This is a genomic window from Rugosimonospora africana (assembly GCF_016862975.1).
In the GTDB taxonomy this organism is placed as follows: domain Bacteria; phylum Actinomycetota; class Actinomycetes; order Mycobacteriales; family Micromonosporaceae; genus Rugosimonospora; species Rugosimonospora africana.
This window is the reverse complement of the sequence record NZ_BONZ01000083.1, coordinates 73,043-96,933: the sequence shown is the minus strand read 5'-3', so window position 1 is coordinate 96,933 and position 23,891 is coordinate 73,043. Positions and strand designations below refer to the sequence as shown.

The following is a 23,891-nucleotide window of genomic DNA, read 5'->3' as shown; positions in this document are numbered from 1 at the left end:
GGGGTCAGTACTCGCGGCCGGGGCAATCGAATGCAGAACGGGCGCCGCGTGATTCACCAGTGAAGGGAGGGCGTGGAGCCTTCACCTTGGACTTCAGACTGGTGCTGATTCGTCGACGCGAGCCGGCCGACTGATGGCCAGGAAGCCAACCATGCCGAGCGCGCAGTTCCGCGTCGATCGGGGCTCATCGGCGGCCTCGCGCCGCAGCAAACCGCAGCAGCCCGTACCGGATCGCCAGCGCGACCGCATGTGCGCCGTTGCGTGCACCGAGCCGGCCATAGATCAATTGCCGGTCATTGCTCACGGCGGCAGGGCTGAGGTGGAGGGTCTCGGCAATTAGTTTGTCCGTACCTCCATCCGCCAACAGGTGCAGGATCGCGAGGTGGCGTGGGATGAGTCGTGGTGCCGGTCCGGCGGGAAGGGCACGGGTTGCGCTCTCGCGAATGACCCGAACCTCAGCCGCTTGCACTCGTGGTGCTGGGCCACCGGTCCGCAGCTCGACACCGGCCGCCATCAGCCGGCTGCGCACCTTGTAGTGGGTGAGCCCGGTCTCCGTGGCGATAGCGTGGATGCTGCTCCCGTGGGTGTACCGGACTATGAGGTCGTCTGTCGACGCTTGGTCTGGCATCGTTCCTCCCTTGCGGTGGTCACGGTGGGGTGGCGCGACCCATCGGATGTCAGTGTCAACGGACATATGGTACCTACGTAGGTATGGATGACTCTACAATGCCGTGATGACTGATCGTCGAAGCAGTTGGCTCGAGCTGGCCGAGAACCTCGCCGAACGGGTTCGCACCGGCAAACTCCAGCCTGGCGACCGGCTGCCCACCGAGAACGAACTCCGAAATTCGACGGGCTTGAGCCGGACTACCGTCCGCCACGCAGTTGCCGAAGTCCGCAGCCGAGGATTGATCAAGACTGTGCCGCAGGACGGTAGTTTCGTCCTCGGCTCCGGTGGTCCGTTCCAGTTGGGGCCTGGAGAGTCAGTGACACCGTCCACCGCGCTGATTGTCACCGGCGCGGACGGATCAATTCGTACTTTGGCGGCAGGTACCCGAATCGTTGTCGATGCCAACGGCTGCGCCTGTCACGGATAAGCCGGCGATGTGCGCGTGCCAGACGGCTCGGTAGTAGTCGTGTTCGTCGAACGGCTGGGAAACGTCCGGGCAGAACTCGGCGCGGTACGTGTCACCGCTGCTGGCGGGCGCGAACTCGACGCGGTTGGCGTATTGGTTCCAATACCCATCAGGGCCGCCAAGCTCCGTGGGAGCGCCCTGCTTGCGGCAGCGCCAGCCGCGTACGACATTCTCGACCACCCGGTCGACCAATTCATCCTGGTCGACATAGACGGTCACATCTCGATACACGAGCTGGGTGACAGCGAGCCGCAGGATCATGTCCTCCAGCTGGCGTTCCAGGTCAATCGCGCTCACGGGCGTTCTGTCTCCGTTCTGGATGTCGTTGCTCGGTGGCAGAGACCGAACCGAGCCTCATCGCTTTAGTCGAGGGTGGGGCCGGATCGCCTTGCTTCTGGCCGATCACCAGACCCGTGCGGTGTGACGCGCGCCAGCACATCGGTATCGACCAGTTCCTGCCACCGCTGCACCGGCTGGTTGTGGTCGTCGAGTTGGAAACCTTCGAGCCACACGCGGTTGTACGCCGGATCGTCCTTGGATACCAGGTCGAGCCGGACCTGGGTGACCTGCATGCGCAGCGGTGCGTCCTTGTACCAGACACGGTCCCCGGCCGGCAGGTCGATGATCGCGCCCTCCGGGACTGCAGGCATGCGCCTGACGGCGGTGTTCATGCCGCTGGCTGGTCCGGTAGGCATTGGGCAGTGGAGAAGACGGTGTGCCCGTTGATGAGGACGCCCTCGTACCGCAACCTACAGCGAGTGAGCCCGAAGACGGTCAGGTAGGTTATCGGTGTCTTGGGTTTGCGGCTCTTCGGTTCGGCCGGTTGGGACCGGCCGCACGCAATGGCTATTGGTGCGGCAAACGCTGTTACGACAGCGGTCATCAAGATTTCCGAAGGCATACGACAGACTCCCCTCACCAGTGCTGTAGACACGGCTTGTGGCCGGGGAGCGCGGCTTGTGCACTTGCGGGAGTTCTCGACCATTGGCCGCCGCGCCCCCCAGCAGCGCCAGGCGATTGGGCCTCGTCCCAACACCAACCACCTGAGCTGGACGCGACGTTAGGACAACGCATGGTGAGGGTGAAGGTGCGCGACGGGCTACAACGAACGTCGATCAATCAAACTGGTACGCCATGTACCAGCCAGCTCGTAAAGCTACAGGTCAAGGCCCACATTCTCAGCGAGCGCCGCCAACTCATCCGACAAAGCCCGGCGTCGATTCGCCACCACGCCAGCCACGATGTCGCGGGCGAACCGCTGGTGCCGCAGCCATACCGGCGCGTCATGACGCACTCGTTGCAGCGTCTCGGTCGCATCGAGGTAGAGGTGGTTGTCGAGTTGCGCGAACGCGACATCGAGCAGATGCCGATTGCGGTTGTTGCTCGTCGGACTCTCGCTCGGCGGAACCCGCTCGGCCAGCGTCAACGCCCGTCCGGTCTGCCCGGCGATCACGGCTGTCTCGACGCGCTTCATACCGACGGTCGCGGGGTTGAATACGCCAACCGTCGCCGGTGCCGGGGTGCGCGCCGACCCTGCCGCGTTCCCGACCCGGGCAGCCGCAGCCGCAGCCGCATCCAGCATCTCTTGGGCCCGGTCGTCGCGGTTGTTCCGTACGGCCGCGGCCGCGCCTCGCAGCATGAGCCACCCCCACGTGGCGTATTGCTCGGCGGCTGCGCGGGCGAACGACGGCTCAATCGCGTCCGCCGTCGACACCGCCAACTCCTCCGCCTCGTCGAGTCGCCCTTGACGCAGCAGCAGCCAGCACAGCGACACCACGGCCGCGGCCCCGATCAACTCGTCGCCCGCTGCGTCGGCCGAGTCGAGAGCACGGTCGAGCGCCCGGTGAGCGAGATCGAACTTCCGGGTCTGGATCAGTATCGTGCCGGCCATTTGCTGCGCCTGCGAGAGAGCGCGTAGCGCCGCTGGCCGCTCGCTGTCGGCGGCGGCTGCGGCCGCTCCACTCGCCTCGGTGAGCAGGACGGGGAGCGCGGTCAGCGCATCCGCGTAGTGGTCCGAGTGGTACGAGGCGTCGATCGTCCAGATGGCTTGCCGGACGTCCTCGAGGGTTGGCGGTTCCGTCTCGGCCGTCGCGATCTGAGAACCTTGGATGCCTCTGGCCGGCGCGAGGACCCGCCGAAGCTCCACCAGGGCGACGTCATCATGATCGGCTTCGCGGCGGGCCACGGCCTGGCCGGACCGACTGAACAGGGACGAGGTCCGGACCTGCAGGGAGCGGGCGAGCTTGTTCAGCGTGGCGATCCGGGCGGAAGTGCGCTCGTTCTGTTCCAGCTTGCGGATGGTCTCGACGGACACGTTCGCGGCCTCTGCGAGCTGTTCTTGGGTCATGCCTCGGCGTCGGCGGATCTCGGCCACGCGGTCGCCAATGGTCATTTCCGAGGCAGGCATGCCTTTTCACCACCCAGGGAGAGGACTGGGGGCGGGCCCGCCACCTCTCCTGCGGCGGCCCGCCGCAAACTTCAGCGTACTGCGGGCCTGCCTCCGGTGCGGGGATTGGACGGGGTTCGGGGCTACGTAGCGCTGGTCAGGGCGAACATGGCGGCTGAGAGACCAGCCCGGGCGATCATGAACATTGCGCTGAACGCCCTCCAGGCGGCGTTCAGACCCGTGCAGCCGGTGACCGGCACTGCCCAGGGCAGTCTCGACCACAGACCCGGGTCTGCACCCACAACCGACGGAAGCCGGCACGCCGAGCCACACCCACTCGTGTCTCGGCAGCATGGCGCGAACACGGCGGTCACCAGTGCGCCGGGGGTGATTCCGGCGGCGCGCTTGAACCCGCCCGAATCCGTCGCAGGAGGTTGTTGACAGTCCAGGAGCCCAGTCGGGATCGTTTTGAGGACGTGGCTTGCGGTTCAGAACGGAGGCTCGTCGGCGGGTGCGTCAGCCCGGAGCTGCACGGCAGCCTTGGGCTTGTGCTGGCGGAGCAGCGCCACGGCCTCTTTCACGCGGCCAAGGTCAATGAGATACCAGGCCAGGACGCCGCCGTTGCCGGAGCCTTGCTGTTCAAGGATGGCGACAGCCTCCTCAGTGCGTTCAGCGTCGGAGAGCAATTCGGCGATGGAGCAGGCCGCGTACCAGGTGCCACCCTCGGGGTGCGCTCGCGCCTGCTCGATCGCCTCCTCGCGGAGGCCGCAGGCGACCATCAACGGAAGCCGCATCCGGAAGAAGTCCCACTCCTCTTCGCCGCGACGCGCCTTGAGCGTGTCGAGGTAGGCCAGGCCGTCTGCGGGCCGGCCCTGCTCGGCGTAGTGGGTACACAGGGTGTCGACAATCCAGTCGTCCGCGCCGCCGGGCGAGTCCACGAGCGAGCGCAATACCACCGTCGCCTCATCACCCCGGCCGTGCCGCACCAGGAGCTGCGCAAGCTGCACTGCCCCGCGGACGCGGCGGGCCTGCGATCCCCCAGGATTCCGGTACACGGCGATCGCGCCCTCCACGTCGCCGCGCCCTTCCAGTAACTGCGCGAGACGCTCCGCGGCGTGACCGTGATACTCGGCCGCCGCGTACGTCCGCAGCTCCTCGACCCGGTCGTGCCGTGCCAGGAGGTCGGCCAGCTGGTCACGGCCGTTGACCGAGGTGGAGAATCGGGTGTGCAGCAGGGCGATAGCATCATCGATGCGGCCCTGGCGCTCCCGGATCGCAGCGAGAAGATCGATGGCATTGGACGGTTCGACGTCTCGACGGCAGCACGACGGGGCGGTGCAGCGGTGTCCCGCCTCGATGCGGGCGATCAGCAGCGAAGCGGCGTCCTCGTCCCGACCCGCGCCCTCGGCGATCTCAACCAGGGAAGCAGCGAGGAACCAGTCCCCCATGTGCGGGCGAAGAAGAGCGAATGCCTCATCCCCTTGACCGCGGCGAGCAAGAAGGCGTGCGACAGACGCCAGCGCCAGCCGGTCTCCGGCCTCGGCATACGGGCGGGCCAACCTGATCGCCTCCTCGATCCTCTCCCACCCCTCCAACAGCCCGGCCATGGTCTCAGCGGCCGTCCACCAGCCCGTGGCGACGTACGGGGCGAGCACCTCCAACGCCTCGGCTCGCCGGTCTCGCCCGGCCAGTAGCCGTGCCCACTCTCGCGCGCAGAACCACTCCCCGCGACAGGCCTGGAACTCCACCTCCTCGGTATGGCCGAGCTCGACAAGCCGGGAGACCAGGTGCGGGGGAATGCAGCCGGAGAGTGTCCGGGCCTTGTAGTCAAGATCAGCGGCGTCCACGACGGTGAACCCTAATCCTCACCCCCGACGTGAACCGACTCGCTGTTGAACCTACGGTGTGGTGAAGCATCAGCCGTGACCGCACAGCGCGCTCATACGCCTGTCGAGTCCCACCTGTCGTTTGACGTCACACCTGATGCTCGGCTGATGAGCTTTGGTTCGGCGAGGGCCGTCTGTCGTCGAGCCGGCTTTGCCGCCGCTACGTAGCTGGTCGGCTGTATGTCCGCAACTGTCGGGCGCAGGCTGCACGGACGGCCGCCTTCAACTCCCCCACCGTCCGTCCCCAGCCGGCGCCCCACTCATCGTCGATCCCGTACAGATGACCCAACGGCAGGTCGATGACCTCGGAGGAGTAGCCGGCTCGCGTGACGACATCCTCGACCACTTGGGCGACCCATCGCTCGCCCGCTTCTCTCGTCAGGCACCGACGGGCCAGACTGTCGAAGACGACTACCGCGGCCGCGACGGTAGTTGGCGGCAGGGCGACGGACATCTCCGCCAACGCGGCGGGAAGCAGGTCACGAACCTCATGCACGTCTCGACCGTTCAGGCCAGCCAGTTCCCGAAGGGCTTGGCCGTCACGACCGGCAATGAGCCAATGTGCCGCCCACCATGGCACACGCTCTAACCCAGCCTGCCCGAGCACAAACCACGCTGCAACCAGCTCAGGGGACGGCACCGCCTCAGCGGGCACGCCACGGTTCGCGGACACCGCCACATCATGCTGCGCCACGCGGCAACACGCATCCCAAAAAGATCGAGCGACGTTCAGCTGATGTTGCCAGGCGCCATGCGGCGTACGACAGCCGGCGTGTCGCGCTCCAGGTGATGCGTCACAAGTCAGTGTCCGTTGAGTCCGCGACAGCTCCGGCTACACGACAGTTCGGACAGGTTGGGCGGGACTGGGTTGTTCGAGGGGCAGGACGACGGTTCTTGACTGAGACAGTGGTGGTGGCCTGGACGACGATCACTGGCGTGTCGCGAGCCGCGTTAGCCACGCTCCCGACCCGGCAGCGCTGCCCCGCCGAGGAAGGCTTCGTAGGTCTCACGGACATCATCGTCGATCTCCGGTCGTATGTTGCTATAGCGAGTAGCGGCTCGGTTGCGGTGCGGGCCCGAAAGCCAGTACTCCTCGTGAGTCTCGACATCGTAGAAGTTGGCGTCGGACATGCCGGCCCAGCGGTGCAGGGTCTTGCCGTGCCAGTCCGCTGTCTTCCAACTCCGGTTGAACCGCACCCAACTGATCCACGCGGGACCCTTATCGGTGCCGTAGCCCGTCTTCAACTGAACAAACATCAATCGCATCGCCACGAACGCCATGCTGACAGCTGACACGTCCGGCACGCACCACCGTTTGCGGCCGCCGCGCGGGAGGGTCCCTGTTCAGCCGTATCAGCGGCAAACTCGACCAGCATTCGACGGCAGTGTCACGCAGATCCGTTTACCGATGCGCGTCCGGCGAACCTCAGACGTCAAGGATCACTTTGTCGTACCACACGTCCTCGTGCCCGGGCGCCAGTAGCACCCGCCAACCTGGCGGCAGCGCAAGGTACGGCGCAAGTTCCGGGGCGTAGCCGTCCAGGTGCTCAACATGCATCGGCTGGAAGAAGTGGTCGTCTTCCTGTGGAACGTCCGCGCCACGCCACACGAACCATCCGCTGGTGGTCCCAACCACCTCGTGGCGAAGGGCGTGAGGGGGGTCAAGCTCACGAGGACGCGACATTGCTATGCCGACGATGGTGCCTGGCCGCGGTGGCGCTGGTCCTACCGCGAACCGTCGACACATCGCATATTGGTCGGCTGAGACTCGTGACCGTCACTCGCGACTCAGCCAACTGGTCATGTCACCTGTCTCCAGAGGTCAAAGTGGACGGATCCAAGCGATCGTCGCAAAAGGGCTTGATGAGTCGACGAGAATATGCCGACCGGCGTGAAGATCGGTAACAGGACTGCGTGAAACTTCGCCGGCGTTGACCGGCGGACCGTTCGCCCGGCACGGTCACTCAGTCTCGCGTGAGGCGGAGCAGATCGGCGATGCGGCACACCTGCCGCGTAAGGTCGGTCGCCACCGAGGGCTTCAGCGGTCCCGCGCCGCGGGCGACGACGTACAGTTCGTCGTTGACGAGCATCCAGTCGGGAAGATTCCCCGCGACGTGCGCTGCCTTGATGTCGGGGCCTATGTGGCTGACGGCCAGTTCGGCGTCGGTGCAGATCGTCCAGAAACTTCGAGCGAACTCGTCCTGGCCCGGCTGCAAGCGGTGCGGATTGAGTTTGCGGTGCACTCCCAGTCGGGTATATCTGCGCGGCAGACGCAGCACCGCGAAGAATCCGTGCCCCTTGGCGGCTCCGGCAACGTCGAGCATGCGGCCTGGCGCCCAAGTCACCTCGCCGACAGTCACCGGCAAGCCGTCGACAGTCTTGGATAGAGCGCACAGGACCACAGGCGCGGTTACACCGGGCTCCGTGGTCGCCCACGGCCAATCGCGATGTACCGCCAGCGTGGACCAACCATCCCGGTCGGCCCAGCGGAACAGAGCCCACCTCGACCACCGCCCGTAGAGGTCCAGGCCCAAAAGAAACAGCGCAAGACCACCGATCAGGATACCCAACCACGGAAGCAGACCGAGCTTCTCCGCCAACCAACGGGATGCCAGTCGCATCAGCACAAGGCCGCACACCACGCCGACGGCCGCCAGTACCGTCAGGGTCAACGACCATCGGCCTCGGAAACCGCCACTCCATCTCGGCATGCCACCCTCACCGCTTGGGCCGGCCGTCAGAGTAGCCACAACGATCAACCGGGGCGACTCGGCCGGCGCGCCACGCGCCTCCGGATCGACGATGTCGTAACCCCGAGGCGCCGGGAGCGGCGACAGGTGACCCCCAGCCGGAGGCGTCACTCAGCTACCCATAACGCTCTGTCACGCAGGTCGCGAGCCGGACAGCCAGCATGCCGGCGTGCCTTGACTCGGATCATGCGTCACGGATCGGCGCCGCCTGACGCGTTATGCCCAGGTCATGCTCAGTTTGATTGGTGCTTTTATCACGTGCCGTTAGGTTGGCGCAGGTGCAGGGCATCGACGAACTCGCTGAGAGTCGGTGTGACCTGCCGCCAGGACACCTGCTGGCGAGACAGCGTGACGGTGTCGGTGGCGAGCACGCGGGGGTCCGTCGAGCTGCTGCGATAGTCCAGGGCCAACGCAATGTCGTCCCCGGCGTAGCGGCATATGGCGATGTAGACGGCCTGGTCGAGGTCGAGCCATGGCATGGCTATCGGCTGCGCGGCACTGCCGCGACCTACGCAGAAGAAGCGCATCGTGTCGGCGGACTCGGCGATCAGACGGTTGTGTAGGCGCAACTCGTCAAGGGTGAGCATGAAGTCCAACGGGTCGTGGAACCAGGGGATCAGCTGACGAAGCGCTTCGTCGCCCGGCTGCTGCCACCGGCCAGACTTGAGCAGGCGGACGAGCAGATCGGGCAACGGCAGTCCGTTGACCTGCCAATCCTCATCCATTATCGGACGTCCCCCCGCTCGGTAACGAGCCTGGTAAACCGTTGCTCCATGACGCCCCACCACAAGTCACACCCGCTCCCAGACAGCCTGAATTCGCAGGCGGAACGAGAACCAGGCCGACCAGGTGTCAGCGTCAATCGAGACCGCCCGTCTCCGTCTCACCTGGTGGTGGGACAGGTGGCCCAGGAGATTTTCAGTGCATCGTACCTGTATTGGCCGACCACCTGGCTGATCGAAGCTTGTGTGCGTAGCTGCGCCGCTCGATTCGGCGGGCCAGGTCAGCGGCGACGTGCTCGGCAGTGCGGGTGGCGTCGGTGCTGATCAGACGGCCCGCTGCGCGATAGTGTGCCAAGACTGGACTGCTGCGTTCGCGATAACCGCTCAGACGCCGGGCGACGGCCGCAGGAGTATCGTCCTGCCGCTGGAGCAGCTGCCCGCCACACCAGTCGCGTGCGTCCGCGTTGAGCGTTGGCGCCGATGCTTGAGGCGCCGCACTGACGAATAGTTCAGATCTGGACCAAGGCGCCGCCCGAAGCGCGGCAGCCCCGCACCGCGACGGCCTGATCCGGGTCAAGGGCAACAACTACTGCCACAGGTCGCGGACGTCTCTTGCGTTGAGGGCGTGGTCTACTGTCGCGCCGTGAAGGATGCACGCCGAGCACGGCGCGGCCGCCGCCCTCGTCAATCCCCAGATGCTCACGCGACGCCGGGTGCACGGACAGTCCGCGCGCAGGCTCAACTAGCCAGCGACTGGTTCGCGAAGTGGGTGCTATGGCGCATCGGGCTACCGCTCTTCGTAGTCGCCACGCTGCCCGTCATGATCGCAGACGCTCCGCCGTCTTGGCAGGCGCGTTGGGGTAGCAGCATCCACGGCACATTCACCGCGACGCGAGTGGAATGCAACAAGCACTGCTTCTGGCACGGCGACTTCATGTCCCACGACGGAACAGCGCAACGCATCGACGTCGGCTACGCCAGCGGCGGCCACGTAGACCACATTGGTCAACCGGTCCCAGCTCTCGACACCGGCGACAAACAGCTCGTGTACCCGCCTGGAGGCGGTTGGGACTGGCTGGTTATCCTCGTACTGATTCTGGCTGAAATCGGGGCTGCTGCCCTTTGGGTCTGGTACACACTATTACCAATAATGTCATGGATCGCCCGACGTGTTACGCGGCGAACGCATGCGAGATCAAGACTCTAGATGGTGCGTACGTCCGTCGTGGCCCGGACGGGGCTCCCGCCGACACCGGACGCTTCGCTCCCTGCCAGCCGGCGTCGATCAGGGCTCAGAGCACCAAGCGTCCGGCGGGAGCGCTCGGGATAGGCTGCCATCCCACCCATCGTCGAACCAGGCGAGGCCAGGCCCGAACCTGGCCCCGGGTGCAGATCGTACGTCCGGCGGGCGCTCCACCTGGACCCGAGCCAGAACCCGGCTTCACGAAGTGTGGGTCGACGGCAGCGATCGGCCGAGCGAGGTGACATGACGACGTTGGCTCAAGCGGTCTGTGCCTGTCGAAACGGAGGCGAGGAAGATCGATGGCTCTGTCCGGCAGAAGGTGTCCTGACTGCGGACGCGTTGTTCGGGCTGAGTTCGAATCGACCGTCACTGGGCGGAAGGTCTGTCCGGACTGCGCTCGGGCGCTGTTCTTCGGCTCGGCGGTCGGCGTCGTTACACAAAATTCCGGTAGCGGCTTCGGCGTCTGGGCGATGCTCATGTGAAGGATCCGGCGTGGTCATTGATCTCGTGACGCCCTTGACATGGCACCTTCTGTGATCGCTTGGGAAGCAGCAGTACTGCTGAGGCGGGAATCGGGGACCGCGTTGTTCGACGCCGCGTTCTGGCGACCCGGTCATCGGGCCGCCAGCGCTGCGATGGCAGAGCGTCATCGATAGAGGCTGGTAGTCGGATTGCCTCGGTCCCGTAGGTCGACGAGGGTGACCTGCCCAGGCCCGGCGACATCACTGCAGTGCGGACCGTGCAGGTCCAGCGACGCCAAGTTCGCGGCGATGCCCCGCCTGAAGTAGGCGTTGTCTAGGTCGAAGGACACACGCGTCCCCGCTTCTGCCTCGGGGACGAAGTTCCGAGGCTCCGAGATGGGGCGTAGCCCGGCGAGTTCCTGGCGTAGGCCGATTCCGTCTCGCCATACTTCAGCGACCGTGCGTGAACTCAGGGCGGCCGCTGCGGCGCTGACCCATCGGGCGGGACCGAGCATCGAGCCGTAGTAGCCCAGGCGCACGCCGGGATCGTCCAAAGCATCGGCTCGATCGTCGCTGACCACAAAGGCGAGATCACCGATAATCTCCGTTTTCACCTGCAGGGTGTGCACCGCAGCGACCCGGGCCGCCGGATGGAGCGCGTGTGCCAGCACACCCTCCAGCACTCGTGTGGCAAGGTCGGGACTGCCTCGACCTGCTCCGAAGTACATAGTGGGTCGCGTCCGGACGGACTCGTCGAACTCGATGACCTGGATGTCAGACGCGCTGTACCTGCCCACCGTCACGGGGACCACGCTACTTCCCGGAAACGGGTCCAAGACGTTCACCAACCGGTCATCACTGGTGGCCGCTTATCTCCCCGCCAGTTGGCGCCAGCGGGCAAGTCCAACTGACCGCTATCAGCGGGCATGTCGGCGAAGGGCATGGAGGAACTCCTGGTAGATCGAGCGGTGCTGAAGCACCGTTTCCACCAGGAGTTCCGTTGCTATCGTGCCCGATCGCACCGGGCGATACCGCTCGCAGTGCGCCGTGTTGTCGTCTTGCCTCATTCCACCGATCCACGCGTCGAGTTTGGCGATACCCGTCGGACACGACCGACGCCCAATGCGCGGTCATCGACCCCCTTGCTCCCGGACCCGGCCCGGCTGCGCGGGCAGAGCGGCCGGCGGGAGACGCACTGCCGGCGAGCGATCGCGGACGCGATCTTCTACCTGGTCGACAACGGCATCAAGTGGCGGGCCCTGCCGATGGACTTCCCGCCCTGCTCGACGGTCTACAACTACTTCGCCGCCTGGGCGACGGGTGAACAGGACTGCTCCTGATCAAGCGATTGACCTGGTGTGTGAGGTTCTGTGACATCGTCACCGGCCTTTGCCCCTCCCGCTGCCATCAGTCGAGGAATAACGTCAAGAACCTCGATATCCGCTCGCCGATGGCGGCCCCGTCAACGGCGAGGGAGTGACCCAATCAGCTCGCCAGAGCCGGCATCGCCTGCCGGCGGACGGCGTGCGCGGTTGGAGGGCTGAGGGGAGACCGTGATGCGCCGCGCGGCACAAACTGCGACCCAGTGGTGGTGGCCCGGCCTGCTGCTGGTCGGTCTGCTGCACACGCCCGGGGGGCCCACGCTGCCCCGGCACCTGCCCAGCAATGATCAGATCGCCGGGTTCGTCGCCGAGCCGCTGACCCGCACCACCGTCATCACCGGGGCGGTGCTGCTCGGCTGGCTGCTGTGGGGACTGCTGGCGTTGACCGCCATCAGCGCCCTGTACCGGCGGGTGACCAGGTTCTGTCGGCGGTTGCCGCGGATGCGGCTGCCGGGTCCGGTGCAGAGCCTGGCCGCGGCGGTACTCGGCACGGTCGCCGTCAGCGGTGCCGGTGCCGCGGCAAGCGCCGCCCCACCGGCTGCTCACGTCGGCCTGACCCAGACCGATCCGGGGCAGCGTCCCCCGTCCGGCCCCGTGGCCCACTGGCCCGTCACCGGCGCGGTCACCGACCCGGCACCGTCACGAGCCACCGCGGTCACCGGCCCCGCCGCCGGCTCCCCCACCGCTTCGGCCGCTCAGGGCAACGGCCGGGCCGCCAGTTACACCGTCCGCCAGGGTGACACGCTGTGGAGCATCGCCAAACACCAGCTGGGCAACCCCGAGCGGTGGGCCGAGATCTACCATCTGAACCGGGAGCGCTACGACCGGCACGGCCGGATGCGCGGCGGCGACCACATCGAGCCCGGCTGGTCGCTGACCCTGCCGGCCGGCGCGCGCGTGCCCGGCAACGCCACGCCACCACCGCCGACGCACCACGCCGCGAGCCCGTCGGCCCTCTCCTCACCGCACTCCGCAACAACCGGCTCCCCGCCGCCTGCCGGCACCGGTTCGCCGACGGCGCACGCCTTGCGCACCCCGTCCCCGAACAGTCGAGGCGAGAGGGCCGCAGCCCCACCGCCCACGGGACCGCAGCTTCGCGCCCGGAGCCGACCCGTCATCAGGGCGTGCAGCTACCCGGCGGCGGCTGGGTGCCCCTGGGGTTGGCCACCGCCCTGACCGCCGCCGCGTCGCTGGTCTGGCTGCGGCGGCGACACCGTTACACCCCGGGCCCGCTGACCGACCCGGCCGACGACGAGCCGGACCTGCGGCCCCTGCCGCCGGCGATCACCCATCTGCGCCGCGGCCTGCGCCAGCACGCACCCGCACCGCTCGTGAGGTCCCCCCACCCGCCGGAGCCCGCCGATGCCCACCACACACCGCCCGGCGGCCCGGCGCGGCCACCGAGGGGCCACGATGGTTCCCAGCTGAGCGGACTGCCCACCCCGCTGCCCGACGCTGGGCTGGGACTGGCCGGGGCGGGTGCGCACGCCGCCGCCCGCGCGCGCTCGTGCGCCGTCGGCCGGGCGGAACCATGCCTGCAGCCCCTGCCACCGCGCCGCCCGCTGCTCCAACCACCGCGGCGCCGGGTCGGACTGCCCGGGCAGGCTGGGCAGGGTCGGCGCCGTGCAGCGCACGGTGATGCAGGACCGTGACCCCGCGCTCCTCGACGCGCTTGATCGCCGCGGCGATGATCTGCTGCCGTTGGTCGAGGTCGGTGACGAACTCCGTCACGTAGGCGATGGTGGCCTGCTTGACCTCCTGGAAGGTGGCCAGGTCGGCGCCCTCGTCGCGCAGCAGGCGCTGCAACTGTGCGTTGAACTGCTTGGTGTTGGCCTGCAGCCCCTGCAGGTGGCCTTCGAGCTCGGCCAGCGCGGTGTAGATACGCCGGTCGCCACCGTCGACGCCCAGCAGCTCGTGCAGTTCGCCGAGCCGGTCGGTGATCGCGTCCAGGACCGCGGTCTGCAGCGCGCCGCTGCAGGCGAGGAACTGCAGCGTGTACTGCACGCCTTCATAGGCGGCCTCACCTTTCCGGCTGAGCGAATAGTGCAGATTGCGCCGTTCGTACTCATCGGCCGAGGCGTAGTGGGCGCTGTGGTTCTGGGTCCGTTCGACAAGGCCGTACTTGTGCAGGGCCCCCAGGGTGTAGTCCAGATTCGCGTCAGCGACCGGCTCGAACCAACCGACGTCGCGCAGTCCCGCCAGAATCTCATCGAAGGTCAACGCGGAGGCCAGCCGTTCGTTGGCCTCACCCAGCACCTGCATCACCGCGCTGTGCAGGTCAGCGCGGTCGGTGACTGTGAAGGCGAACATGTCTGTCGGCACCCGACGAAGCACAGGCCGCTGCCCGCCTGTGTCCGTCTCATCAATCACCGAGGGCGCTCCTCCCGCTCCGCCAACCACTTCCTGAAAAGGTACGGGAGCCCTGCGACAACATGCATCTCAACCGACCGGTGCAGCTGGCAGGCGAGGTTTGATCGCAAAGACCACGGCGACGGATAAGCCGTCGATAAGCCGTCGATGTCGTTGCGGTCAAGACCGAACTCATCGACCACATCCTGGTCTCCCAGGACCTGCGGCTACGACTTGCCAGCGTGGACAGCCTGGTCGACGACATCGGCTCCATCACCGCCTCCACGGACACCCGGCGACCCGCCACCGTGCCGGACCACGCCCCGGTCATCGCACGATTCACCGCCATCTAGGCACGAGACGACAGCCCTGGCCGGCGCAGGAACTGCCGCCGACTTCATTGAAAAGATGGCAGCGCGGTCGACAGGTTGGAAGTGTCGTCGCTCCGCGTCGCGGTGGAGTCAATCAAGGTGTTACGGCTCGTGTCCCGTCCGAGTAGAGGTGGCGGATACGGGTCGTGCTGGCCAGCGGTCCGCCACCTGCACTCGGACGGTCCGCGGTCGAGTCGTCCGGGTTTAGTTGGCGGATTCTGTGATTACTGCTGCTGGACTCGTCGGTGGATGCGGTAGACCGCGCTGTCGAGACCGGCCAGGGCCGTGAGCCCGGTGGACGGCGGGAGCAACCGGCGGCGCAGGCCATCGTGAGCGTGGCGGCAAGTGATCACGAGGGGCTTCGCGACACAGTCAACGTTCGCCCCCTGTCGCGCAGCGCGTATCTGGCTGCTTTCGTCGACCCCGTGCGTGGACAACGACACGATGAATGCCAACTGTTGGTCTCAACGGCGTCCCGCCGGGATTGCCTGAGACGATGGGGCGATGCCGGACGACTCGCCGATCGGTACTCCGTCGACCATGCTGATCGTGATTCGAGGTAACTCGGGCGCTGGCAAGAGCAGCATCGCTCGGCAGTTGCAGCGGCGCCACGGGCGCGGGTGTGCCCTCGTCGAGCAGGATTACCTGCGCCGCGTCGTGCTGAGGGAACGCGACAAGCCCGGTGGCATCGCGCCGGCGCTCATCGAGCAGACCGTGCGGTTCGCGCTCGACAACCAGTACCACGCAGTGCTGGAAGGCATCCTTTTCAGCGACAAGTATGGACCGATGATCGCCTCTCTGCGGCGGGCCCATCGGGGCGCCACTCACGTCTTCTACCTCGACGTGTCCTTGGAGGAGACCCTGCGCCGGCACGCCAAGCGCCCCCAGGCCACCGAGTTCACCCCGGACGACATGCGCACCTGGTACAACCCGAGGGACCTGCTGGGCTTCCACGACGAGCACGTCATCCCCGAGACATCGTCGCTGGAAGCCACGATCGCCCGCATCGCTACCGTCACGGAACTGTCTCTCACCGCTCGGGATGAGGACTTCCTGCCGGAAAGGACAGCTCGATGAGTGGCACGTCGTACGGAGACATGTCCGCGCTCACGCGGATGAAGCGCACGGGGTGGCGCCACCGTTGGTACTCGAATGCGGTGTCAGCTTGGACCTCGGCGACGAGCACGGGCAGGACCTGCCGATACGGCAGCGGTAGTGGCCGGTGGAACTGGCCGGGGACCAGTTCGCCGGCAGCGGCTGCGGCCACGGATGCGGAGTGCTGCGTCCCGCATCGTAGGCGGCGGGTGGGATCAGCATCCCGCCGAGTTCCTGCTGCTGGACGGTGGACATACCCATGACTACCGGCGTCACGGCATCACTAACCTGTTCGCCGCCCTGGAACTGGGCACCGGCCAGGTGACCGCCGCCTGCTACTCCGACCGCACCGGCGCCCGGTTCCTGGCCTTCCTGCGCCAGGCGGTCAAGCTGCACGCCGGCAAGGACATTCACGTGGTGCTGGACAACCTGTCCACCCACACCACGCCCGAGGTCAAGGCGTGGCTCGCGGGCCACCCGAATGTCACCTTCCACTTCACCCCGGTCGGCAGTTCATGGTTGAACCAGATCGAGATCTGGTTCGGGGTCATCACCCGCCAGTCGATCCGTCGCGGCACGTTCACCTCGGTCAACGCGCTGATCGCCCGCATCCGCGACTACGTCGCCCGCTGGAACGCCGACGCCGAACCGTTCACCTGGACCGCCACCGCCGACGAGATCCTCGCCAAGGTCCGCTGGGTCCAGACCAGCATCAAACAACTCGTCGAGAACAACACCAAGTAACGGAAACAAGATCACGCGACGCTAGCGGCGGCGCGGGGCTTGCGGCCCCGTCTGACAATTGCCTGGTGACATTCGCCGATGAGGCAGCGGGGACCGGCGGGAATTCGCGGTCCGCGTTATCAGCGGCGGACTCGCTGGTGCCGTCGGCGTCGAGTCCGCGATGGCTTGCCGAGACTGCCAGCCTCCGTCGCCCGAACTGCTGTCTCCTCGATCACCTCGTCGTAGACCTGGCTCACCGTGGCCGCATATGAATCGGCGGGCTGCGATCAGGGCCACGACTCGCTCCGTCTGGCTCCACGCCGACCAGCGTGTCACGAGCCGCAGACCACTGGGAGTGCCCCGCCAGCGCGCGCCAGAGTCAGCGCAAGGGCTTCGTCATCAGGACGGCGCCCGGGACGTCGAGGGCCCGAGTGAAACCCAGCGCCAGGTAGAAGCCGATCGCCCGCTCGTTGTCGGCCCCCACGAACAAGTGCACGCCTGGCGCGCCGGCCGCCGTCAGTTGGCCCAGCACCCGGTCCATCATCGCCCGCCCGTGGCCCCGCCCCTGGCCCGGCGGCAGCAGATCGATGTGCAGGTGGGCCGGGAAGCCGGCGGCCGCCGTCGCCGGATCCATCCGGTACGGCGAGTGGATCACCCGGATCAGCTCGTCGTCGCGCTCGCTGACCGGGACATCGCGCGGATAGCGGACGCGCAGCGACGGCCACCACTCCGACTCGCACCACGCCTCGAACGCGGCGGTATCGGCGACCCCGAGGACGTACCCCACTATGGTGTCGCCGTCGTGCAGGACCGACGCGAACTCCGGGGCGAAGCGCAGGTAGGGGCCGACGTAGACGTGGCCGAGCAGGTCGGGGTCGCGGAACAGGCCGGTGGCGTCGCGGCCGTTGTCGCCGGTGCCGAGACATACCGCGTACGCCGCCGCCTCGTCGCTCGCCCGATAGCCACGGATCTCCACGTCTCCCCCAACCGGACGTCCACCCTGGTTACCGCGGACACTACCGGGAAACTGGTCCAGTCCAATTCGGACCAAGGGCTTTTGCGGTGGCCACCCGGGTTCCTAGACTCGCCAACCATGTCGATGCCGCACGAACCCGAGGGCAAGGTAGCAGACCGGCGCCGACGGCTCCTGCTACCTCTCGTCTGATCGTGCTCGGCCCGGCCGGACGCAGGTCTGGCCGCAACACAGCGGTTGCGGCGGTGTTCTCGGGCGGGCCATCGGTAAATGACGGCGTTCGCCGGCAGGTAGCCGCTACCGTGCCTCCATGCTGGATGCGCACGAGCGATTTCTGCCCTCCGGGCCGCTGCGGATTTGGACTGAGCGGATCGGGGACCCTCGGCTTCCCGCTGTTTTGATGGTGATGGGGTCGGCTGCTCAGGGTGTCAGTTGCCCCGATGCGCTGGTTGATCGGCTTGTCGAGCGTGGGGTTCAGGTGATCCGGTTCGATCATCGGGACACCGGTCGGTCCAGCGCTGTCGACTTCGATGCTCACCCGTACACGATCGGGGACATGGCCCGCGACAGCCTGGCCGTGCTGGACGGTTACGGATTTGACTCCGCTCATGTGGCCGGGACTTCGCTGGGCGGAATGATCGCGCAGTGGCTGGGTGTGCACGCGCCGGGCCGGGTCCGGTCCTTGACGGTGATATCCAGCTCGCCGATGGGTCATGATCCGAGCCGGGCGTGGGCCCGGGCGCGGGCCGGGGAGCCGGCCGACCCGGACGATCTGCCACCGCCGACGCCGGCGTTTCTCGCGCATCTGGCCGCCGGGCTGCCGCCGGGTGTGGAGTCCGACGTGGCCTTGTTCCGGGTCTTCAACGGGCCGGTTCGGCCGTTTGACGAGCCGGCCGCCCGGGCGATGCTGGAGCTGGCGCTGTCGCGGGCTACCGACCCCGCGGCCGCGGCCAACCATCACCGGGCCGTGTGGATGGACGACCCTGGCCTGCTCGCCCCGCTGTCGTCGATCGTCGCGCCGACCTCGATCGTGCATGGCGACCAGGATCCGGTCTATCCAGTCGGGCACGGTGAGGCCTTGGCTGCCGCGATCCCGGGCGCGGTACTGCACATCGTGCCCGGGATGGGCCATGTCATGACCTCACCCGGCCTGCCGGAGGAGGTCGCCGACCTGATCCGGCTGTGACCCGCCTTGCGGGAGCGGGAACGGGCCGACAAACAGCCGCGCGTGTGAACCGCCACTCGATGGTCGCGAGACCTGAGGATCCGGCGGCGTCAGTCCCAGCACCCGACTGGCAGACGACCCCCGTACCCGGCGCGGACTACGCCCTTCTGCTGCAGTACGGCCACTGAACAGCTGGTTAGCCAGAAACCCGCGACACAACTTGGGTTCGAACGCCCACCCCTGACCAGCCAGCAACGCCTCGGCCGGCACCGCAAGCATCGGAGGCACTCGGGTAGCCAGGATGAACCTCCACCACCGGCGCGCCGTTGATCCCCCTCTCGATCGTCGCCGGCTACTCCAGCCATGCGCAGGCAGATCCGTCAGAACCGATGAGCCGCAGCACGCAGGTCAGCGATATGGGCCTGCCACACGGCCTTGTAGTACTCCTCGATCTCGATGCGCTCGGGCTTCGGGGGGCAGAACTCCGGCCGGTACTCATGATCGCTACCCGGCGGCGCGAACTCCACTCGGTTGGCGTACTGATTTCGGAAACCGTCAGGACCGTCGAGCGCGGACGACTCATGCCCACGCCAGCGACGTGCCACGTCGTTGATGACCAGATCAACCCCCGAATCGTCATCCACATGAGGAGTCACATCCCTCACCACCAACGACAGCAGAGCGGAGCGACCGGTGAGCGACGCTCGGCTCGCTGACTGGTGAGCGAAGGTGCCCCTGGCATCATCGGAGCAATGAGCGACTGGGAGCATTTCCTCCACGAGGTTTCGTGGTTCCTCGATCCTGGAAAGAGTGCCGCTGTAGGTGAGGCGCAGCCATGGACCCGCGGATCGATCGCCGGCTTGCCCGAACTCTCCACGCTTCTCGCCTCGGCGACCCTCACACCCGTCTTCATCGGAGGCGACGCCTACGAGTTGCTGGCATGGGGATCATCGGATGATCGACGGGGATGGCTCTGCCGTCCGCCCCACGACGTGGACAGCGACTCCGTCCCGTGGACCCACGAGAGCTTCTGGAGACTGTGCGGCGGGATCGTCGAACGGTTCCGCGAGCCCGACACCTGGTGGAACAACCAGAACGAGGTGCTCACGGTTGACGCGGCGCACGTACGAGTCGCTGAGGTGCTCACCGACTACGCCTGGCTATGGGAGGACCACGGCCTCGAATTGTCCATCAACCCCGATGAGTACTACGCCGTGGCCGTGGAGGCCAACGGGAATCTGACGTTGGCGCATCGCGACGACGGCCAACTCCTTCTCTTTGCACCAGACCACGCTTTCGCGAATGTCACGCCGTTGGCCGACTGCCCGCCGTATTCACTGCTCACGATCGATCATGTGCCCGACCTCGCGGCCTGGATAGAGGTATGTGCCGCGGCCTGGCGATAGCAGCTGGCCGACGAGCGTCGGCATGTGCGCGCGGCGCTCGCTGCACAGCGTTACAGCGCGTGGTGCGGCCGACGCCCGGATCTGTAGCCGATGGGCGAGCGTTGAACTTGCCAGCCGGCTGCGGGCTCTGGTCGTGCTCGTCTTCGCACGGTCAATTCGACGCAATGGAGTATTCGTAGTCGGCGAGCCTTGGCTGGCCGTGCTGACCCGTCCTACCGGAAGGCGGTGATGTGTTCCTGGACCCAGCCGGTGAAGGTGCGTGGCGTGCGTCCGAGTACCTGCTCGATGGCGGGGCTGACCTGCTGTTCGGCGAGGGTCGGCTCACCGAGGACCGCGAGCGTCGTGTCCACCGCCCATTCGGGCATGAACTGCAGCATCTGCGCGCGGGCCTCATCGCGGGTCTGCTCGATGAACCGGACGGGCTCGCCGAGCGCGTCGCCGATCGCGGTGGCACGTTGTCGCGGCGTGGTGAGCGCTGGCCCGGTCAACTCATAGATCTGCCCGGCGTGACCGTCCTCGCGCAACGCCGCGGCCGCCACGTCGGCGATGTCGGCCGGATCGACCGTCGGCATGCCGACGTCGCCGAACGGCGCGATGACCGTCCGACGGGCACGGATCGAATCGGCCCAGGCGTACATGTTGGAGTTGAAGCCACCTGGCCGCAGAATCGTCCAATCCAGACCCGACTGCCGCACGGCGTCCTCGATAGACCGCAGCAACACACCGTGGGAATGGGAATCAGGCCGGGTGCCGACTCCTTGCGAGGACAGCAACACCACCCTGCTCAGTCCCGCAGACTTGGCCACATCGAGGATGTCCCGTGGCTGCAACACCTGAGCACTGGCACTGCCGTCGTGGAGGAACAGCACGTCGGCGCCATCGAAGGCAGGCCGCAGACCCTCCGGGTCAGTCAGATCCGCGGCCACGGTTCGTACACCCTCGGGCACGGCCCTTTCGCTGATCCGGCGCGACACCGCCGTCACCTTTTCGCCGGATGCTGCGAGTGCCTGGACGAGCGGTTGGCCAACATTCCCGGTCGCCCCGGTAACTACGATCATCAGAATGCTCCCTTGTCAGGTCATCGAGTTCACGGCCTCGCAGCCAGGAACAACGCGACGCTAACACCGCCGATATAGTAGGTACCTACAGGAAAGCGACTATGCCGGAGGGATGCACATGGCGGAAGGCACGCGCATGGCTGGCAAGCCGACCTGGACCGCACGCACGCCGACCAATCCCGAAGACGCCTGCCCGATCGGCCCGGTCGTGGACATCGTGTTCAGCCGGTGGACCACACCGATCCTGTGGACCCTGAACGAGTACGGCCGGCAGCGCTTCGTTGAGCTGGAGCGGCGGATCACCACGATCACGCCGAAGGTGCTGACCCAGCGGCTGCGCCAACTCGAACGCGACGGCCTGATCGTGCGCACCTACCACCCCGAGGTGCCGCCCCGAGTCGAGTACGAGATCAGCGACCTCGGGCGCGGCCTCGCCCCGCTCTTCGCGCACCTGGCCGACTGGGCCAGCACCAACCTCGACAGGGTCGAGCAGGCCAGACACGACTACGACGCCAAGGCGGCCCGGTAGCCTGCGAGGCGCGATCGAAACGCTACGAACGTGGCCGTCTGCCGTGCTCGCGCTCGACGACAAGGAACCGCTTCCACCTGATGCGCTGCCATTGACCAGTTCGCGCCTGCACATCAGACACGGGTGCGCGCTCATGCCGCAAGTCGGGTTCGGGAGCGTCACCGGCGAGCCAGCATCAGTGACACTGACTCCACAGCGAGCGGGATGGTTCCGGGGTCGAGGTGGATATGTGCTCCAGCCGGCGCCTGTGTGTCGGACAGCGCAAGGCACCAGCGGGCGAGATCACGAAGTCCGGCTGGGTCGCCGAATATCTCGACCGATCCATCCCGGATCTCGATGGTGACTGTTCCTCCTTCGGCGGGAGCGATGACCCCGGTTTGAGAGCTGTAGGCGGGCACGGACAGCACGTTCTCAGTCATGAACGCAGTCTGCCGGATCACGTCCGGCTCGTCGGTGCCCGAACCCACCCTCATCTGCCGCCGAGTGGGCGCGCCGGCTAGGCGTCTTCCTCGTCAAAAGGCTCGTCACTCCACCGCCACCATGCCTCGTTGTCATCGATGTGGAGAAGGAACTCAGGAACCTCCTGGCCGTCCGGGTACCGAAGCGTCACGACGTTCCGGACTGCCTCGTACGCGCGCTCCCAGGACTCGACATCCTCATCGATACCATCGAGCAGCCGCAGTTCCTCGGCGAAGAGCGGCCGGACCTCGGCGAGCCCTTCCCTCGGGTCGACACGGGCGTTCAGCCACGGGAAGTCGCCACCGGTCACCACGAGGTCAGCAAGTCCCCGGCCGTCGTCGCGCCGGTGCAATGTCCAAGTGCCGTCGTCACGATCGCTCACGATGACGACGTTAGCGACTGCAGAGGATGCCCTGCTGATCCGCACCCAGCTTCGGCTTCGCCAGTGGTCGCACCTCGGCCATGGTCAGATGCGCGCTTCCAGCCGCGATCCGCTCGCCGCCGGCCTCACGATGCGTCGGGCTGACCGGCTCCCGGACATGCCGATGGGCGGATGTGCATCGTGAGGTCGGAATCGTCCACCGCCGTGGCCATAGGCAGATCACAAGGCTATAGAAGTCTGTGGCCGGCCTCGGTGATGTGAGCGGCCAGTACGGTGTCCGTCGGGCTGGCGGACCACACGTCGGCGCGCGTGCTCTCTCGCGTAAGGTCTTCGCCGGTCAGCGGGACACCCTCCCCCCCACTGCGCGGGCCAGCTGTGGAATCGGCGCACCTCAATCAAGCCACGTGCCGCCAACGAGATCAGACCCGGCGCGAGAATGTCAGCGAGCTGCTGGAGCGTCGTCCCTTCGTGCCAGCGGAGTTCCCACAGCGGCAACGGCGAGTCCTCCAAGGGCTGCAGGACCAACACCTCGGAATTGTCCAGCCATTCGGTCATACATACCTCCCGGTAGATCGCAGCAAGTGAAAGCGTCCCACCTCGATGCCGCTGCGTGCCGCCGCGCCAAGTCAAGCGTCCAGTCCGCGCTGCAGCACGCGAGCCGTGGACCGGGCCGGTGTCGCGGCCGAGGCCGATGCGGCGCCACCGGTCACCGCCACCGCCAGTACCGTAGCGGCCGTCCCGGCCGCCAAAACCCTCCGTACGCTCACGCGATCCTCCCTTCCCCAGATCCGACATTGCCTCCTGACCATAGGAAATCCTCGATCCCTCAACCAGCCGGCCAACCCGAGACATGGTCCTGGTGCCAGCCCTACCGCGAGCCTGAACCCATCTACCTGATTGCTGGCCCCAACGAATGCGCTCACAGTAGAGACACGCCCTCGGCGACGGCCTAGCTGGCAACCGCTTGCTGGACAACAAGTCCCCGTCGATACCGCCCGGGACTTCACCCCAGAAGCGCGGGGTCGCGGCCGGGATGGCACGCACCGGCCAACCGCGGCCCGATGATCACGCGTCTACCGAAGAACCCGAGCATCCGATAGGGCCGAGTCAGGGCGTCCCGCAGGTGCCCCATCGGCAACGACGTGATCGACAACGGACCACCCACACGGGACGTGGCGGCCTCGCCAGGTCTCAAACCGAGAGCCAGCTCGCCCTGGCCGGCGGCCAGACGCTGCGCAACCACCGCCCGCAGCACCTCCAACTCGGCACCATCGTGCGCCGAACCGATGTGCTGGATGTCGCGCGACCCCGCCGCGGGGATTGCACGATCTGCACGGCCGTGGCACCCGACGCGGTCCTCACCGTGCGCACGTACGGGACACCAGCCCACCGCTATGACCCCGCGATTTCGAGCT

Annotated in this window: 27 protein-coding genes and 1 pseudogene; 9 read left to right on the top strand and 19 right to left on the bottom strand. The window is 66.9% G+C overall.

Going from position 1 to position 23,891, the window contains the following annotated elements:
* Positions 1-184: 184 nt before the first annotated feature.
* On the bottom strand, positions 185-628 hold the full coding sequence (locus tag Raf01_RS38980; RefSeq protein ID WP_203923131.1) for a helix-turn-helix transcriptional regulator: 444 nt from the start codon (positions 626-628) through the stop codon (positions 185-187).
* 106 nt (positions 629-734) lie between these two features.
* Between Raf01_RS38980 and Raf01_RS51035 the strand changes: the two genes are divergently transcribed.
* Complete coding sequence (locus tag Raf01_RS51035) at positions 735-1,097, top strand: winged helix-turn-helix domain-containing protein (protein WP_203923130.1); 363 nt, start codon at positions 735-737, stop codon at positions 1,095-1,097.
* Here the strand turns inward: Raf01_RS51035 and Raf01_RS38970 are convergent.
* The 10 genes from Raf01_RS38970 to Raf01_RS38925 form a co-directional block, all read right to left on the bottom strand.
* The gene (locus Raf01_RS38970) at positions 1,029-1,433 is read right to left on the bottom strand and encodes a hypothetical protein (protein WP_203923129.1); all 405 of its coding nucleotides are present in this window, start codon (positions 1,431-1,433) and stop codon (positions 1,029-1,031) included. The two genes, Raf01_RS51035 and Raf01_RS38970, sit on opposite strands and share 69 nt — an antisense overlap.
* Before the next feature lie 65 nt (positions 1,434-1,498).
* Positions 1,499-1,807 (bottom strand): hypothetical protein, encoded by a 309-nt coding sequence (locus Raf01_RS38965; RefSeq protein WP_203923128.1) that lies wholly within the window; start codon positions 1,805-1,807, stop codon positions 1,499-1,501.
* A 485-nt stretch (positions 1,808-2,292) separates the two neighbouring features.
* Positions 2,293-3,543 carry a helix-turn-helix domain-containing protein gene (locus Raf01_RS38960; RefSeq protein ID WP_203923127.1) on the bottom strand — a complete coding sequence of 417 codons (1,251 nt, stop codon included), beginning with the start codon at positions 3,541-3,543 and terminating at the stop codon, positions 2,293-2,295.
* Positions 3,544-4,010: 467 nt separating this feature from the next.
* Positions 4,011-5,369: a tetratricopeptide repeat protein gene (locus Raf01_RS38955; protein ID WP_203923126.1), complete on the bottom strand. Its 1,359-nt coding sequence runs from the start codon at positions 5,367-5,369 to the stop codon at positions 4,011-4,013.
* Between the two features lie 199 nt (positions 5,370-5,568).
* Positions 5,569-6,081, bottom strand: a complete 513-nt coding sequence (locus Raf01_RS38950; RefSeq protein ID WP_239134309.1) for a hypothetical protein — start codon at positions 6,079-6,081, stop codon at positions 5,569-5,571.
* Between the two features lie 278 nt (positions 6,082-6,359).
* Entirely contained in the window at positions 6,360-6,689 is a 330-nt protein-coding gene (locus Raf01_RS38945) for a hypothetical protein (protein WP_203923125.1), read from the bottom strand.
* A gap of 145 nt (positions 6,690-6,834) precedes the next feature.
* Complete coding sequence (locus Raf01_RS51275) at positions 6,835-7,155, bottom strand: immunity protein Imm33 domain-containing protein (RefSeq protein ID WP_444544551.1); 321 nt, start codon at positions 7,153-7,155, stop codon at positions 6,835-6,837.
* Between the two features lie 217 nt (positions 7,156-7,372).
* On the bottom strand, positions 7,373-8,080 hold the full coding sequence (locus tag Raf01_RS38935; protein ID WP_203923124.1) for a hypothetical protein: 708 nt from the start codon (positions 8,078-8,080) through the stop codon (positions 7,373-7,375).
* 332 nt (positions 8,081-8,412) lie between these two features.
* Positions 8,413-8,883: a hypothetical protein gene (locus tag Raf01_RS38930; protein ID WP_203923123.1), complete on the bottom strand. Its 471-nt coding sequence runs from the start codon at positions 8,881-8,883 to the stop codon at positions 8,413-8,415.
* A 1,886-nt stretch (positions 8,884-10,769) separates the two neighbouring features.
* The gene (locus Raf01_RS38925; protein ID WP_203923122.1) at positions 10,770-11,387 is read right to left on the bottom strand and encodes a hypothetical protein; all 618 of its coding nucleotides are present in this window, start codon (positions 11,385-11,387) and stop codon (positions 10,770-10,772) included.
* Positions 11,388-11,726: 339 nt separating this feature from the next.
* Here Raf01_RS38925 and Raf01_RS38920 point away from each other — a divergent pair, with 339 nt between their 5' ends.
* Together Raf01_RS38920 and Raf01_RS38915 are read left to right on the top strand one after the other, a co-directional pair.
* Positions 11,727-11,924, top strand: coding sequence for a transposase (locus Raf01_RS38920; RefSeq protein WP_203923121.1), 198 nt, complete (start codon positions 11,727-11,729; stop codon positions 11,922-11,924).
* Between the two features lie 216 nt (positions 11,925-12,140).
* Complete coding sequence (locus tag Raf01_RS38915; protein ID WP_203923120.1) at positions 12,141-13,142, top strand: LysM peptidoglycan-binding domain-containing protein; 1,002 nt, start codon at positions 12,141-12,143, stop codon at positions 13,140-13,142.
* Positions 13,143-13,250: 108 nt separating this feature from the next.
* Here the strand turns inward: Raf01_RS38915 and Raf01_RS38910 are convergent, their stop codons facing one another.
* Entirely contained in the window at positions 13,251-14,336 is a 1,086-nt protein-coding gene (locus tag Raf01_RS38910; RefSeq protein WP_203923119.1) for a TIGR02677 family protein, read from the bottom strand.
* A gap of 854 nt (positions 14,337-15,190) precedes the next feature.
* On the opposite strand from Raf01_RS38910, the gene Raf01_RS38905 reads away from it, so the two are divergent.
* Both Raf01_RS38905 and Raf01_RS38900 read left to right on the top strand, forming a co-directional pair.
* Entirely contained in the window at positions 15,191-15,763 is a 573-nt protein-coding gene (locus Raf01_RS38905; protein WP_203923118.1) for a kinase, read from the top strand.
* 192 nt (positions 15,764-15,955) lie between these two features.
* Positions 15,956-16,525 carry an IS630 family transposase gene (locus Raf01_RS38900; protein ID WP_203923117.1) on the top strand — a complete coding sequence of 190 codons (570 nt, stop codon included), beginning with the start codon at positions 15,956-15,958 and terminating at the stop codon, positions 16,523-16,525.
* Positions 16,526-16,883: 358 nt separating this feature from the next.
* Here Raf01_RS38900 and Raf01_RS38895 read toward each other — a convergent pair whose 3' ends face one another.
* The gene (locus Raf01_RS38895) at positions 16,884-17,480 is read right to left on the bottom strand and encodes a GNAT family N-acetyltransferase (RefSeq protein WP_203923116.1); all 597 of its coding nucleotides are present in this window, start codon (positions 17,478-17,480) and stop codon (positions 16,884-16,886) included.
* 307 nt (positions 17,481-17,787) lie between these two features.
* On the opposite strand from Raf01_RS38895, the gene Raf01_RS38890 reads away from it, so the two are divergent.
* Complete coding sequence (locus tag Raf01_RS38890) at positions 17,788-18,663, top strand: alpha/beta fold hydrolase (RefSeq protein WP_203923115.1); 876 nt, start codon at positions 17,788-17,790, stop codon at positions 18,661-18,663.
* A gap of 359 nt (positions 18,664-19,022) precedes the next feature.
* Here the strand turns inward: Raf01_RS38890 and Raf01_RS38885 are convergent, their stop codons facing one another.
* The gene (locus Raf01_RS38885) at positions 19,023-19,286 is read right to left on the bottom strand and encodes a hypothetical protein (RefSeq protein ID WP_203923114.1); all 264 of its coding nucleotides are present in this window, start codon (positions 19,284-19,286) and stop codon (positions 19,023-19,025) included.
* A 108-nt stretch (positions 19,287-19,394) separates the two neighbouring features.
* Between Raf01_RS38885 and Raf01_RS38880 the strand changes: the two genes are divergently transcribed.
* A complete protein-coding gene (locus tag Raf01_RS38880; RefSeq protein ID WP_239134306.1) occupies positions 19,395-20,048 on the top strand; it encodes a hypothetical protein in 654 nt (217 codons plus the stop codon).
* A gap of 212 nt (positions 20,049-20,260) precedes the next feature.
* Here the strand turns inward: Raf01_RS38880 and Raf01_RS38875 are convergent, their stop codons facing one another.
* Positions 20,261-21,106, bottom strand: coding sequence for an NAD(P)H-binding protein (locus Raf01_RS38875; RefSeq protein ID WP_203923113.1), 846 nt, complete (start codon positions 21,104-21,106; stop codon positions 20,261-20,263).
* A gap of 136 nt (positions 21,107-21,242) precedes the next feature.
* On the opposite strand from Raf01_RS38875, the gene Raf01_RS38870 reads away from it, so the two are divergent.
* Positions 21,243-21,635 carry a winged helix-turn-helix transcriptional regulator gene (locus Raf01_RS38870; protein WP_203923112.1) on the top strand — a complete coding sequence of 131 codons (393 nt, stop codon included), beginning with the start codon at positions 21,243-21,245 and terminating at the stop codon, positions 21,633-21,635.
* Positions 21,636-21,793: 158 nt separating this feature from the next.
* Here the strand turns inward: Raf01_RS38870 and Raf01_RS38865 are convergent, their stop codons facing one another.
* The gene (locus tag Raf01_RS38865) at positions 21,794-22,054 is read right to left on the bottom strand and encodes an Imm32 family immunity protein (RefSeq protein ID WP_203923111.1); all 261 of its coding nucleotides are present in this window, start codon (positions 22,052-22,054) and stop codon (positions 21,794-21,796) included.
* Positions 22,055-22,131: 77 nt separating this feature from the next.
* Entirely contained in the window at positions 22,132-22,476 is a 345-nt protein-coding gene (locus Raf01_RS38860; RefSeq protein ID WP_203923110.1) for a hypothetical protein, read from the bottom strand.
* Between the two features lies 1 nt (position 22,477).
* Here Raf01_RS38860 and Raf01_RS38855 point away from each other — a divergent pair, with 1 nt between their 5' ends.
* The gene (locus Raf01_RS38855) at positions 22,478-22,660 is read left to right on the top strand and encodes a hypothetical protein (protein WP_203923109.1); all 183 of its coding nucleotides are present in this window, start codon (positions 22,478-22,480) and stop codon (positions 22,658-22,660) included.
* Between the two features lie 442 nt (positions 22,661-23,102).
* Here the strand turns inward: Raf01_RS38855 and Raf01_RS38850 are convergent, their stop codons facing one another.
* Both Raf01_RS38850 and Raf01_RS51270 read right to left on the bottom strand, forming a co-directional pair.
* A complete protein-coding gene (locus Raf01_RS38850; RefSeq protein ID WP_203923108.1) occupies positions 23,103-23,243 on the bottom strand; it encodes a hypothetical protein in 141 nt (46 codons plus the stop codon).
* Positions 23,244-23,557: 314 nt separating this feature from the next.
* Positions 23,558-23,847: pseudogene (locus Raf01_RS51270) on the bottom strand (IS1634 family transposase); the annotation flags it as partial.
* Between the last annotated feature and the right edge of the window lie 44 nt (positions 23,848-23,891).